We start from the raw sequence: 13,879 nt of genomic DNA on the forward strand, positions 1-13,879 counted from the left end.
CATGGTAGGTAAGCCATCAGGCACAGGGTGACCTCCTCCTATGGCTCCCTCTCCTTCAACCGTCTTCTTCTCATCTTCCCCCGGATGGAGCAACAGCCGTGTAGGAGTATAATACGTCGCCGATGCGTGGGAGTGCTGCACGAGCAGCCCCAGATCTCGGAGCCGTCGTAGCATTCCACTTGCCGCCAGCGTGTCGAGACCTGTATAATCCCGGCAGATGGCATTACTGACGGAACCGACCTCCCGAGCATGAATCAGTATCCTTGCCTCATCAGCGCTGAGGTTTGCATCTTTGAAATGCTCAAACCACTGGAGGTCCTGCTGATCGAGAAAATGATGCATGAGGAAGGTTGCCGTGAAGAGATCCTGCTCGCGCTCAGATTCAAAGGTCGGTGGCGAGAGGCGTGCACTCCTCATAAGCTGACGCATGACCCGGATTCCACTCCCCTTGCTCTCCGCAAACTTTGTTTCGTGCAGGACACCGGCAATCGTCGGGTTGCGCGGTTTTGAGCCAGGCTCACCGAGCGACTCAACCGGCTTGAGGGAGTGTCCGGGATTTCGTATCTCAAGCCGGTTTGCATATCGGATAACCTGCACCGGACTATGGATGAGGTAGCTTCTGTGCATCAGAGCATTGACCAGCGCCTCACGGATGACTCGCGGTGGGATGCGAGGCTCCTCCTGCCGCATGAGACCGTCTGATGTAAAGGTGAACGCACGAGGAATATCATCCATGATTGCCGCCAGTCCTCGCGATAGAAGGTGAAAAAGTGGCTCACGCATCTCAATTGCTTCAAAAGGATGAACGGGATCTTCAACCCAGTTGCGCCCGGGAACGCGGAGGTAATCCAGACGCATCATCGGGAAAAACTTACGGAGCGCTTTTTTCGATCCGAACAGAATGAGGCCGGCAACAGTCGGCCGAAGCGTGTTTTCACGCATCTTGACACAGTGGAGCGACTCAAGAAGCTCGGCGTCGCTCCAGCGGAGTTCCTCCGCATCAGGGTCAACGCCGGTGCGGACACGACGATACTCAGCAATGGCGTCGCCGTCCAGGTCATCAAGCGTCGCATCGGCAACGATGGTTTCATCATACGGATGCACTCGCCTCTCCTGATAGAGCACCTGAAGATCATCGTCGGTACACTGCTGATTCGTCGAACCGATCCGACGGAAAGCACCTTTTGGCAACCCTACTTTCTTGAAGAAAATTGGCTTATCTCCTGCTTGTGCCTCAGGAACGAAAATGCCGACAACTGCTTTACCTTCAACGGTTTCGACGAAACACTCCGGACGGACCACTCGGTTAAAACGGGAAGCACATTGTTCGGCAATATCACGCTGAATTTTATCGGGATTGTCGATACCTACGACGCAGTACTTTCGATCCCGGGGCTCCTCGCATTCATGGATGCCCAGCAGGAGAAAGCCTCCGGAAAGCCCCGGCTCGTTGGCATAAGCACATATCGTCTCCATGAGCGATGCGCTGACTTCACGTGCGGTTTTTGCTTCAATGCGGGGGTGTTCATCAAGCTCATTCAACTGGTCGAAGAGTTCGGAACACCTCATCAAATTACCCCCTCAAGCAGCACTGCAATTTCCAGTTTGGCTTCGTCGGATTCCGTCTCAATCCCCTCAAATGCCAGAGGCAGGACACAGATGAAGTGGTTGAATTTAATCCCACAACCGGCCCCCTCGTAGAAGGAGCACTTTTCCACGATCTTATAGAGGTAGCGAGATCAAGGAGACCCATCGACCAGCTTAGAGCGCAATGTCACCCCGTACTCATCAGAACCCTGTTTTTCCCTTCTGAATGATAACTATTCCAGTCTTGGTCTAGAATATGGATAACGTTTTCCCTTTTCCCGGACACTGCAGGCACCCATCCAGAATTGCACTCTCTTTGTCTTCAATAGTGCCATTTCGGCTGTTTTCTGTACGTTCGACCTGAAACATCTTGCCCATCTTCGAGAGACCTTATTGATCCTCGGCTCATACATATCAGCCGTCCATCCACCCAGAACGTGACAATGGCCACTGTTTCGCAGGCGTACAGGGGACGAGACAAATGTAGCGGATTTCGCTGAACTATTCCCGGTCGCCGGCCGCACCGTGGGAGAGATCGTCAGGGTGGACACCAGTGCCGGAGCATAGGATCAGACCTGTCTCATGGGACCGCCCCGTGCGAGAACCTTCAGGCTCCGGGATTCAAGGGACCGTACCGGGGAGGTAAACATCCATTCATGGTCAAAGGATCGCATCCTGATCATTCCCAACCCGCATAGGTCAGAGATCGGCGTCGACCAGCTCATGCGCATCCCCCGGCAGGCCGGCATAACTCGCGAAGAATGGAGCCGGATTGCCGGATTGCCCCCTCCCCCGGCTACGACCCGGTCCTCCTATAAAACACCTGGGCTCCCACCGGTCTCCCCGGGCATTCCTGCGATGCCGGCATCCGCGGTGCCGGCGTCGAACAGGTCGCTCCCCCCGAGCCTCCCCTCATCCACGAGATCCGTATAATCGTCAAACCAGTAGGCCTGTGGGTTGCTCTTATAGACCATAAACCGCCCGATATCATCCGGATCTGCCGCCTGGTTGTACTTAAAGAAAGTGTACTCGTCAGTCATCCCCACCACCTCGATCTTGCCGGTAGCATGGGACATAACAAACCTCGCCTGCTTGGAGAGCCCCGAGCAGGTCGCCCGCGCCTGCTCGAATATCCGGTACGACTCCTCAACAGGTATGGCAAACGGCCGGTTCCCGGTCGTGGGGCGGCACTGGAAGACGTAGTAAGGGTTGACCCCGATGAACGAGAGCCGCCCGAGAAGCCGTGACAGCACCGCCGGATCATCGTTGATACCGCGGATCAGGGGTGTCTGGTTCATGATAACCGCCCCGGCATCCTGCAGGAGCGCTACCGCCCGGCACGCGGCATCGGTCAGTTCCCGGGGATGGTTGAACTGCGCCATGATGTAGATACTCTTCTCGCCCAGACTATACTCCCGTATCGCATCAAGCAGCGCAGGGTCATTGAGGATCCGGTAAGGATAGTATGCCGGCATCTTCGTCCCGATCCGTATGATCCGGACATGCTCAATCTCCCGGAGCCGGGCGAGAATGTCACGGAGCCGGCCGGTATCGAGGACCAGGGGGTCGCCCCCCGTAAGGAGGACGTTCGTGATCTCCGGGTGATCCCGGATATAGGCAAGCCCCCCGGAGAGTTCCTTATTCACCTCGCGTGCATCCTCGATGAAGAGGCGCTTGCGGAAACAGTAGCGGCAGAGACCGCCACAGAGGTCGCTCACCAGCAGGAGGGCCGTCTCCCGGTATTTGTGCTGCAGCCCCGGCGCCCGGGTGTACAGGTGCTCCGACGACGGGTCCAGACGTCCCCAGGGTTCAAGTTCCTCGAGGGTCGGTATGATCAGCCGCCGGATGGGATCCTTTGTATCCTCCCAGTCGATCAGCGAGAGGTAGTAGTCATTCGAGCGGAACGCAAAAAGATCCATTACCGGCGCGAGGCGAGCACGCTCCTGTGCACTGATGCCGGCGACCTTATCCAGTGATACGATATATGTCGGGTCCATAATCTTCTCTCACATCGACACCCTCCGCTAGCGAGACAGCCAGCAGCAATCGGGGATAAACCACATGAGAGCGGAGACCACGAATGGCGATCCAATTACGCAAAGGGTTCATGAGAGTCTCATGCTCTCATGCAGGAAACCATCGCCCGGGATAGCTCAAGGGTGCCGAATTATACCAGATATCAGAAAAAGGGTGCCTGGAATATTTAACAGTTTGGGAAAGCCTGCAAAAAATGCGGAAAACTGCCCATTCACGCAAACGACGCTGCAGCTGCGGATTAATTCTTTTTCCGGGCCATGGAGAGGATATCCACCACGTATTTCCCCTCCTTCTCCAGCCCGACGACGACCTCATCCGTATTGGCCAGTCTCTCGATATTCAGTTCGTACGACCCGGGACCGAGGATACGGATACTCTCAATCCGCTCAAAGACCTCGATCTCCGCTCTTCGCCGATCCGGCCGGACCTCAAGCACGTCCTCGCCCGTATCCCGGGCAATCTCATCGATGGTCTTCTCCTTCAGCACGTCGTCGTGCCGTTCGGCCTCACGGATGTAGAGAAACTTCTTGCCGCTGCAGCTCGGGCACCCTTTCAGTATCTTCGTCGAACCGTCCTCGAACTCCCTGCCACATTGCGTACACTTGTGAGGCATCTCTCCGTCACCCCGTTCACCGTGAGGAGGAGACCCATGCACTGATGAGATCCTTCTCCTTCTTGAGCGTCTTGAGCTGGTTTGCGGGCCCGATCACAGTCAGCCGGGTCTCGGTGCGTTTCCCCCCAAGAAGTCTCCCGAGAAAACCGCCCGGGGCATCTCTGACAGGATAGGTCTCCATCTCGATCCCCGAGAACCCGTCCGGCGCGATCTCCCGCATCGTGATCTCGATGAGCTTGCTCTGCTCATCCGGCGCGAGACCCTTCTCCAGGACAACGATGTTCCCTTCCATGACATCGTCAAGGATCAGGCGAATCTTCTCCATTGCTGTGAGCCGATCAAGGCGCTCCGCCGATATAAGGTCTATCTGTACACCCTGTATCATCTCCATCACCCAAAATATGACGTCATCTTCTCATACAACTCATCCACATTGTTCCCTTCAAGACCCGATATAGAGATCACCGGGTGCTGGGGAAACACGCTCTTTATCCGCGCGGCAGAAGCGTCAGGAAGATCGTTCTTGTTCGCGACGATCAGGACCGGGAGTTTCCGGCTCTCGATGATCCCGACAAGCATGATATTCACCTGCTGGAGCGGGTCCTGCGTGGCATCAAGCATGTAGATGACGCCGTCGATATCCTCACGGAGCCAGTGCATCGCCTCAGCCACGCCCTCGGTCGCCTCCCGCGCCCGCTTGATGGCTTCCTCCTTCTCGATACCATACTCGACGAACTCGTTGTAGTCGATCTTGGTCGTCACGCCCGGTGTATCAACGATATCGATGGTGATCGAGTGGCCGTTGTGACCCGTGATGGTGATATCCTCCTTGCGCCGCACGCGGCGGGTCTCGTGAGGAACCTCGCTGACCGGCCCGACCGCATCTCCTATCCAATCCCGCACAATCCTGTTCGCAAGCGTCGTCTTACCTGCATTGGGAGGCCCGTAAATCCCTATGCGACAGGTCCGCTTCTTAAAGAACGCCTTCAAGAACCGTGATATCTTCTGTTTCGTACGAACTAAGAACGTCATTTGGCACCCTTCGATAGGCCGATTCACCTATACTTAGGTGAGCTATGGCACCCATGAATAAATATAATTATATGTTCCGTCCGGCGCATACCCCCTTATTTGGAGACTATCTCCAATCCCGAAGCGTGAGAATTCTTTTATACTGCCGAAACCTAGATACACTTGCACCTGGAGAATCGGCCCTTGTAGCGACCAGATTAGGAGAATCCCATGATGAATAATAGCGACACCATTTACTTTGAGACACGCGTACCAATCAGGGAGGTCATGCAGAGCCATCCAACGACCATCGATGTAGAGGAGACCGTCGCGCGGGCGGCGCAGGCAATGTGCCGCGATGAGGTCGGTAGTTGTATCGTCCTGCAGAGTAACCTGCCCATCGGGATCGTCACGGAGGAGGATATAAACTGCAAAGTCGTGGCAAAAGACTTAAAACCGGGCAGCGTCCATGTCAGCGCGATCATGAGCACCCCGCTGATCACGATCGGGGCCGAGAAACTGGTTGGGGATGCCGCAGCAATGATGGTGAAACACCGCGTCCGCAGGCTTCCTGTCGTTGAGAGCCAGCTGGTCATCGGGATCGTGACGGTCAGGGATATCCTCACTGTCTCGGCTGAAGTGAACGAGTTGCTGGCAGACCTCATCGAGATTAACCGCGAGGAAGAGTATGCCATGGGGGTCTGCGACCGGTGCGGGAACATGGCCGATAACCTCTCGCGAGTCGACAACCTTATGCTCTGCCCCACCTGTCGGGAGGAGGAGCAGTTGCTATGAAAGTGGCCTCAAACTTGATGGTGGAGATTCCCACCCTGCACTACGATGACCACGTCACGAAAGCGCGGAGCGTCCTCCGGGACGATGTCTTTCGTGAACTCTACGTCGTGGGCGAAAAAAATCGTCTGATGGGCTATCTCGACATATCCGACGTCCTGCGGGTGATGGACACCAAGTCAAACGTCACCATCAAAGGTTTTGTCAGGGAGGCCGCCCGGGTCGCCCCGGATACGCCCCTTGCAGATGTCGGCCTCGCCATCCTGAACGCCCGTACAAACAGCGCAGGGGTCGTCGACGAAGACGGTGTGCTTCAGGGAGGAGTTCTCTTCTCCGAACTCTTTCCCGTCCTGGTCTCCCGGCACGACATCCGGGGCAGTGTCAGGGATGCCATGTCACGGGAGCCCGTCACCTGCGCACCGGAGGACCCCATACTCCGTATCTATAGCCTGATCGTCTCCAGTGGATTCATAGCATTCCCGGTGGTGCAGAAGAAAGAGATCATCGGCATCATATCCCGCCGGGACCTCCTGCGTGCCGGGAATATTCGCATATCGGTGAAGAATCAGGCCGATACCACCGTCGACCGGGTGATGACGACACCCGTCATCACGGTGACGCCCGACGACACGATAGCGATGGCGAGCCGACTGATGGTCGACCATGATATCAGCATCCTCCCGGTCGTCGACGAAAAGAAGAGGCTCGTCGGTGTTATCGACCGTCATGACGTCCTGAGCAGTCTCGCCCGTTGAGGGCGTCTCCGGACACAATAATTTCCAAAGGAGTGATACCGTGCAACCGAACTCGAATAACTCAGAGAAGAAACCGGCTGACAGGCTCCTGAAGATGCCGGGCAAACGCGACCGTGGGCCTATCGACTTCGAGACGAGGATCTCCGGCTACGAAGGCGAGATTATGGCGATCGCCACGAGAAACGTTGTTGCGGCACAGAGGACCACCACGATCATCCAGGCAGTCGAGATCATGACCCGGGAAGGGTTCCGCAGGCTGCCGGTCGTCGATGCGGGGACGCGCCGTCTCCGGGGGATCGTGACCGTCAGCGATATCATCGACTTCATGGGCGGCGGCGACAAGTTCAACCTGGTGCAGGTGAAGCACAGGGGAAACTTCCTCGCCGCTATCAACGAGAATCTCCGCGAGATCATGACCCCGCAGATGGTTACCATGCCTGTTGCCGGGAGCATCGCGGATGCAGTCGATATCATCATCAACAAAAACATCGGCGGGATTCCCATCACCGGCGCTGAAGGAGACCTGAAGGGTATCGTGACCGAGCGTGACGTGATGAAGGTGCTCACCACCGAGAACTCCGGCCGCAAGGTGGAGGATATCATGAAATCTTCAGTGCGCGTCACCAGCCCCGACACCCCTATCGGCAAGGTCTGCGAAGAGATGGTGAAGTGCAGGTTCCGGCGACTCCCGGTCGTTGTAGACGACGTTCTCTGCGGCATCGTGACCGCCACCGACATCATGAGTTACCTCGGGAAGGGCAAGGCCTTCGAGCAGTTGACGACCGGAGATTCCGCCGAAGTGATGGGGGCGCCGGTACGGTCTCTCCTCTCCGGGGAACTCTACACCACCACGCCGGATCGGAATATCCACGAGATTGTCATCGAGATGCTCCGGAGGCGTATCGGGGCGCTCCCCGTTTTAGAGGATTCGCACCTCGTCGGACTCGTGACGGAATACGACCTTGTGAAGGCATTTGCAGAGGGGTGAAGAGAGAATGCGTGCCATTGATGTGATGTCCTCTCCGGTGTACGTCGTTGCACCGACCGATAACGTAGCCTATGCGCGAAACCTTATGCTCAAGCACCGTGTGTCAAGGCTCCTCGTCATGGAAGGAGATGAACTCCGGGGCATCCTGACCAAGAAGGACATCGCCTACCGTCTCAGGCAGACGGAACCGATGTGGCGGCGGCGCCCGATCGACCGGATCCCGGTCAGTATCCTGATGGCACAGAACCCGATTGCCATACCGCAGGAGACCAGCATTCGTGCTATTGCAGCGACGATGCTTGATCGCGACATATCAGGACTGCCCGTCGTCAACAACGGCAAGGTGGTCGGTATCGTCACCAAACTGGATGTTATGCGTTCAGCCCATGTACGCGGGCTCTCTGCCCGGGTCGACGAGATCATGGAGGATGCGGTCACGGTCAACCGGTACCACTCGCTGGACCATGTTATAAACACGATTAAAGGGAAAAACGATAAACTTATCGTCGTTAATGACAATGGAAGCCTTGCAGGCATCATTACAGAGAGTAACCTCGCATTCTATGAGTATCTGGACGAGCGGATGAACCTGCCCAGGAGAGACGTCACACATCTCCGGAAAGAAGAGCCGGCAGGACAGAAACGCTTCAGATACGTCGTCGAGGTATCGGCAGTTGCAGAGGACATCATGAGCCGTCCGGTCATCACCGTTCCCCCTGATCTCTCTCTCCAGGATGCTGTCGGGCTGATGCTCGAAAACCAGATCAACAGCCTCGTGGTCATGGAGGACAGCGGTATCCGGGGCGTGCTCAAGAGAGATGATATCATCAAGGAAGTGGCAAAATGAGCGATACATTTCAGATACTCGTCAAAGACGTGATGGCAAAACCGATCACCATTGCAAAGTCCGCCTTTGTCAGCGAAGCGCTCGATAAGATGCTCGGTGAGGGTGTCGATCCGCTTATCGTGACCAACAACGGCACGGTCATCGGCACGACGTCACGGGCGGCAATCGCCGAGACACTCGGGAGCAGGAAGACTCAGGCAATGAAAGCCACATCCATCCACGTCGCGAACACGGTCGAGGAGAACTTCACCTCCGCATACCCGGACCAGAGCATCGACGTCCTGGTGCCGCTGCTCCAGCACTACAAGCTGGTCGTGGTGCTCGATGGCGAGCACCGCCTCATCGGACAGGTGACGGCAGGCGACCTCCTGAAGGTTCTCCGCCCGGATGGCGGCCTCCTGGACATCATGGAACAGGTATACTCCATCCAGGTCGAGGAGCGGACAGTCCACCTCCGCCGGAGGATGCTCGACGGCAAGATCAACCGGTTCATCGTCGAAGAGGGCGATGATGTCGTCGGCATCGTCACGGAGACCGACGTCGCAAAGGCGCTCCACGCGTTCAAGGATATCGTAGAAGGAACCCGCCAGGAGTACCGGATCAGAAACCTCCTCGTGCGGGACATCATGAGCGCGCCCCTGATATCGGTGAATGCGGATACGGACGTCTCGGACGTCATCGACCTGATGCTCAAGAAGAACATCAGCTCCGTCCCGGTCACAGAGAACGGTAAGATCGCGGGCGTCGTTACCAGAAACTCGCTTGTTCAGGCCCTTTGAGGAGGGCTGGGGACCACCTCTTTTTCGGGAGGCCCCGCTCTGTAGCATCCCATCCATCCTTCCTTCAGGCTCTTCGCGGCAACGCGTGAGGTTTCAGGTGGGAGGGAATGGTACGGCCTTGTGCGGAAGGGAACTGCACCGCGCATCCACCGAACGCCGCGTCCTTCGCGGCAACATGTGGATCGCATCACCGTCCCCACATCAGGACGCCTCGCATGCGACCGGCGTTCCGTCGTATCATCATAGATGGTACGATGCACTAATGAGGGTACAGTAAAAGTACTAACCATAGACCACATGATCATCCTCCACAGTTTCTGGACAGACGGGCCTGCGGGAGCGTTTCACATCTGGGGAGAGAACCCCGCCGTGCCCCGGAAAGCGCCGGCACGACGGGGTAGGAAGCCAAAGAAACCGTCAGCCCTCCCGCACCCGTTTGCGGCTGGCCATGCCGCGCTCACCGCGGCGCTCGGGGGGTCCGGTGAACCCGGGACGGCCACCATCCTGCTCCCGGCAGCCGGATCAGACCCCCTCCCTTCACCCGAGTGCGAACCAGAATCTGTCATGCCTGAACGGGCGGACTGCTCTCCCTACCTGGTCCCCACCATCAGCCTGCCCATACCGGTCGCCCATCTCGTAGAACTCCCTGCAGGAACCCGATACGGTGCCACGCACCGGTTCTGGGCGGAGGCAGCACGGTTTGCCCTGGGACTCGTGGTACGGCAGTCATTTGTGCCGGGTACCCGCGGCTGGGAGGCCCTGGTCCGGGGAGAAGACCGCGACCACGTAGCCCGGCTCGCCGGAGCGCTCCCGTCGGCCTGCCTCTTCTGGGCTGCCGGAGTGGAGGGGGCCCTGCCGGACCCCGAATCCCTGGTGATGTCGTTCCTCAACCACACGGTCCATGCGATCGTCACCGGCGCCCTCAGGGACCAGTCGCTCCTGCAGAAGCCACGGGGCCGGCCGAGAAAGACCGTTCCGCCCAACGAACAATGGGTGGAGATCCTCTCAGGCCGCCGGGATGAACTCGCCGGCGACGCGGCCGGGATCGCCCGGTTTTCCAGGGAACTCGAGGACTGGCTCTCGCCGAAGATCGATCACGGCCCTCTCCGTGCCTGCTTCCGCCTTGAAGAACCGGAAGGGGAGAGCGAGCGGTGGCGCCTCTCGTTCCACCTCCAGGCCACCGACGACCCCGCGATTGTCATACCGGCCGCTGATGTCTGGAATAGGCGCGGAGAGGCATGCACGCATCTTGCGCAACGGTTTGAAGACCCACAGGACCGGCTCCTCATCGATCTCGCCCGCGCCTCCCGCCTCTACCCCACGCTCCGATCAAGCCTCACATCCCGGCGCCCGGCGGGGGTGCACCTCGATACCAGTGAAGCCTACGCATTTCTCAGCGAATGGGCCTCACTTCTCATCGGGAACGGCTTTGGCGTCATACTCCCCGCGTGGTGGAAGGCTGCCGCCTCCCGGCCTGCCCTTCACCTCAGCGTGAAGCCTGCCCGGGAGGGTGGAGGACTCGGTCTTGATACCCTCGTCTCGTACGACTGGAAGGTCGCCCTTGGAGACCGGGTGCTCTCACCTGAAGAGTTCGAAGAACTCGCGAACCTGAAGGTTCCCCTGGTGCGGATGCACGGGCAGTGGCGAACGATCGAGAGGGGCGATATCGAAAAGGCGCTCGACGCCTTCAGGAAGAAGTACGCTGCAGGCACCATGACGACCGGCGAACTCCTCAGGGTCATCGCGGGGGCAGACCCAGACAGCCCGGCCGTGAGCGGGATTGTGGCAGACGGATGGATCCGGGAGTTCCTTGACCGGCTGGCAGAAGGGGAGACGATCGAGCCCGTCCGGCAGCCTGCAGCGTTCTGCGGCACCCTCAGGCCCTACCAGCAGCGCGGGCTCTCGTGGCTCTCGTTTCTTGCACGCAACGGGTGCGGCGCCTGCCTCGCAGATGATATGGGGCTTGGAAAGACCATTCAGGTGATCGCCTACCTCCTCGCCGAAGAGGAGCGGGAATGCACGGCAGCGCCGGCGCTCCTTCTCTGCCCCACATCGATCGTCGGGAACTGGCGGCGCGAGTTCGCCCGCTTCGCACCGGGTCTTACGGTCACCGTCCACCACGGCAGCAACCGTGCCTGCGGGGACGCATTTGCCGCACAGGCCGCCGCATCCAACGTCACCATCACCACCTACCAGGTGGCGGTACGCGACAGAGAACTCCTAAAATCCGTTGACTGGAACTCTATCATCCTTGACGAAGCCCAGAACATAAAGAACCCCTCCACAAAACAGGCGCAGGCAGTCCGGGCGCTCCGGGCGCCGCGTCGGATCGCGCTGACCGGCACGCCGGTGGAGAACCGCTTAACCGAACTCTGGTCGATCATGGAGTTCCTCAACCCCGGCTACCTCGGCTCATTTGAATCGTTCCAGTCCGGGTTTGCCGTGCCGATCGAACGCTACCGCGACCCTGCAGCGACCGATCGCCTCAGGGAGTTGATCAGGCCGTTCGTGCTCCGCCGCATGAAGACCGACCGCTCGATCATCAGCGACCTGCCGGAGAAGATGGAGATGAAGGTCTACTGCAGCCTCACGGCAGAGCAGGCGACGCTCTACGAGGCGGTCGTGCAGGAGATGCTCGAGCGCGCTGAAACTGCAGAGGGGATCCAGCGCAGAGGAATTGTTCTCGGAGGGCTCACCCGCCTGAAACAGATCTGCGACCATCCGGCGCTCTTCCTGCACGATAAAACCACCTTTGGCGGGAGATCCGGGAAGATCGAGCGTCTCGAGGAGATGCTCGAGGAAGTCCTGGAAGCGGGCGAACGTGCGCTCATCTTCACGCAGTTTGCGGAGTTTGGAACGCTCCTTGAAGGCTACCTCCGCGAGCGGTTCGGCACTGCCGTCCTCTACCTGCACGGCCGGACACCCCGGGCGAAACGCGACACGATGGTGCAGCGGTTCCAGGAACCGGGAGGACCGTCCCTCTTCCTCCTCTCTCTGAAGGCCGGGGGCACAGGGCTGAACCTGACAGCAGCCAACCACGTCTTCCACCTGGATCGGTGGTGGAATCCGGCTGTCGAGAACCAGGCGACCGATCGGGCCTTCAGGATCGGGCAGACCCGCGACGTCCAGGTGCGCCTCATGATCGCCTCGGGAACGCTTGAAGAACAGATAGACATGTTGATCGAAGAGAAGACGGTACTTGCCGACCGGGTCATCGGGAAAGGAGAGGACTGGATCGGGTCGCTCTCCACCGACCAGCTCCGCGACCTGCTGACTCTGCGCCGGGACGCGGTGGAGGGCTGAAGAATGGGCCCATGGTATTACTCCCCGTTTCCCCCGTCCGTTCCGCGGCCGGTGAAGGGCGGCCTCAAGACACGGAGTAAGCGGGGAGCGATCGGCGAGCAGTGGTGGTCGCAACGATTCATCCAGGTGCTCGAAGAGATGGGAAACGCTTCACGGCTGCAGCGCGGGAAACGGTATGCGAGGAAGGGGCAGGTGATCGGTATAGAGATCAGGGGAGGGGAGGTGCAGGCAGAGGTGCAGGGATCCGCCGCGAGACCCTACCGTGTCACCATCCGCCTCAGCCCCCTCAGCGACGCCGGGTGGGAGAGGGTGTTTGACCTGATGGCTGCGCAGGCGATCTATGCGGCACAGCTCCTGGCAGGTGATGTGCCGCATGAGGTCGAGGAAGTCTTTTCTGAGGCGGGGATGTCTCTTTTTCCGGCCTCAGAAAAGGATATCAGGACTGACTGCACCTGCCCTGACTGGGAGAACCCCTGTAAACACATCGCAGCGGTCTACTACCTCCTCGCAGAGCGGTTTGACGAAGACCCCTTCCTCATCTTCACCCTCCGGGGGCGAAGCAGGGACGAGGTTATGGAAGCGCTCAGGGAGCGGAGGGCGGCAGCGGAGCCGGAGGCAACAGTAGAACGAGTCAGTCCCTCCGCAGATCGCTTCTGGGAGGGTGATGGTACGCTTGCCGGGTTCGGTATCAACATCACCGGGAACGTCTCGAGCGAAGGAGAGGTCCTGAAGATGCTCGGCGACTCCCCGTTCACGATCCGGGGTGAGAACCTCTCCGCGATCCTTGCGCCGGCCTACCCGGCGGCGCAGAAGTATGCGCGGAGGATCGCAGGCATCCCGGACCGACCGGGACAGGGAGAAGAACCAACAGCGGGCGGGGAGAGAGGTCGCACGGGGAAGTCCGCGAAGTGAGGTGGCGGACCGGTTCTCTCTCCCATTTCCGCGCTCCTTCGCGCCCTTCGCATGAGTTTTCGGTATGGGATAATGATCGGGTCTCGCGCGTTGAGCGCGAAGCCGCGAAGTAGTAGTGCCCTACGAAACAACTGGTCATCTGAGATCCCATCCCGGTGTTCCCGCTTGCATGCAATCCGGGGCACGGCTTTCCTTTGGGTATCGCCATGACTGCCCCCGCCCCTTGAGGGGCGGGGTTGATGACAGGCACGGATC

12 protein-coding genes are annotated in these 13,879 nt (G+C 58.9%); 7 read left to right on the forward strand and 5 right to left on the reverse strand.

Going from position 1 to position 13,879, the window contains the following annotated elements; all coding sequences use genetic code 11:
- The 5 genes from BP846_RS04095 to BP846_RS04115 all read right to left on the reverse strand — a co-directional run.
- Positions 1-1,569: ATP-binding protein (locus tag BP846_RS04095; RefSeq protein WP_292392776.1), on the reverse strand; the 1,569-nt coding region annotated here is incomplete at its 3' end.
- 830 nt (positions 1,570-2,399) lie between these two features.
- Positions 2,400-3,584, reverse strand: coding sequence for a KamA family radical SAM protein (locus tag BP846_RS04100; protein WP_292392777.1), 1,185 nt, complete (start codon positions 3,582-3,584; stop codon positions 2,400-2,402).
- 278 nt (positions 3,585-3,862) lie between these two features.
- Positions 3,863-4,237, reverse strand: a complete 375-nt coding sequence (locus BP846_RS04105; RefSeq protein WP_292392778.1) for a Zn-ribbon domain-containing protein — start codon at positions 4,235-4,237, stop codon at positions 3,863-3,865.
- Between the two features lie 16 nt (positions 4,238-4,253).
- Positions 4,254-4,622 carry a DUF2073 domain-containing protein gene (locus tag BP846_RS04110; protein ID WP_292392790.1) on the reverse strand — a complete coding sequence of 123 codons (369 nt, stop codon included), beginning with the start codon at positions 4,620-4,622 and terminating at the stop codon, positions 4,254-4,256.
- A 5-nt stretch (positions 4,623-4,627) separates the two neighbouring features.
- Positions 4,628-5,269 carry an Era-like GTP-binding protein gene (locus BP846_RS04115; protein ID WP_292392779.1) on the reverse strand — a complete coding sequence of 214 codons (642 nt, stop codon included), beginning with the start codon at positions 5,267-5,269 and terminating at the stop codon, positions 4,628-4,630.
- Positions 5,270-5,479: 210 nt separating this feature from the next.
- Here BP846_RS04115 and BP846_RS04120 point away from each other — a divergent pair, with 210 nt between their 5' ends.
- From BP846_RS04120 to BP846_RS04150, 7 genes are all read left to right on the forward strand, one after another.
- Entirely contained in the window at positions 5,480-6,043 is a 564-nt protein-coding gene (locus BP846_RS04120) for a cyclic nucleotide-binding/CBS domain-containing protein (protein WP_292392780.1), read from the forward strand.
- Positions 6,040-6,795 (forward strand): CBS domain-containing protein, encoded by a 756-nt coding sequence (locus tag BP846_RS04125; RefSeq protein WP_292392781.1) that lies wholly within the window; start codon positions 6,040-6,042, stop codon positions 6,793-6,795. Before BP846_RS04120 ends, BP846_RS04125 begins: the two co-directional genes overlap by 4 nt.
- 40 nt (positions 6,796-6,835) lie before the next feature.
- On the forward strand, positions 6,836-7,783 hold the full coding sequence (locus BP846_RS04130) for a CBS domain-containing protein (protein ID WP_292392782.1): 948 nt from the start codon (positions 6,836-6,838) through the stop codon (positions 7,781-7,783).
- A 7-nt stretch (positions 7,784-7,790) separates the two neighbouring features.
- A complete protein-coding gene (locus BP846_RS04135; RefSeq protein ID WP_292392783.1) occupies positions 7,791-8,630 on the forward strand; it encodes a CBS domain-containing protein in 840 nt (279 codons plus the stop codon).
- On the forward strand, positions 8,627-9,409 hold the full coding sequence (locus BP846_RS04140; protein WP_292392784.1) for an HPP family protein: 783 nt from the start codon (positions 8,627-8,629) through the stop codon (positions 9,407-9,409). The genes BP846_RS04135 and BP846_RS04140 overlap by 4 nt, the downstream gene beginning before the upstream one ends.
- A gap of 297 nt (positions 9,410-9,706) precedes the next feature.
- A complete protein-coding gene (locus tag BP846_RS04145; RefSeq protein WP_292392785.1) occupies positions 9,707-12,712 on the forward strand; it encodes a DEAD/DEAH box helicase in 3,006 nt (1,001 codons plus the stop codon).
- A gap of 51 nt (positions 12,713-12,763) precedes the next feature.
- Complete coding sequence (locus BP846_RS04150; protein WP_292392786.1) at positions 12,764-13,624, forward strand: SWIM zinc finger family protein; 861 nt, start codon at positions 12,764-12,766, stop codon at positions 13,622-13,624.
- Positions 13,625-13,879: the final 255 nt, after the last annotated feature.

It is taken from the genome of Methanoculleus sp. UBA303 (assembly GCA_002501655.1).
Lineage (GTDB): Archaea > Halobacteriota > Methanomicrobia > Methanomicrobiales > Methanoculleaceae > Methanoculleus.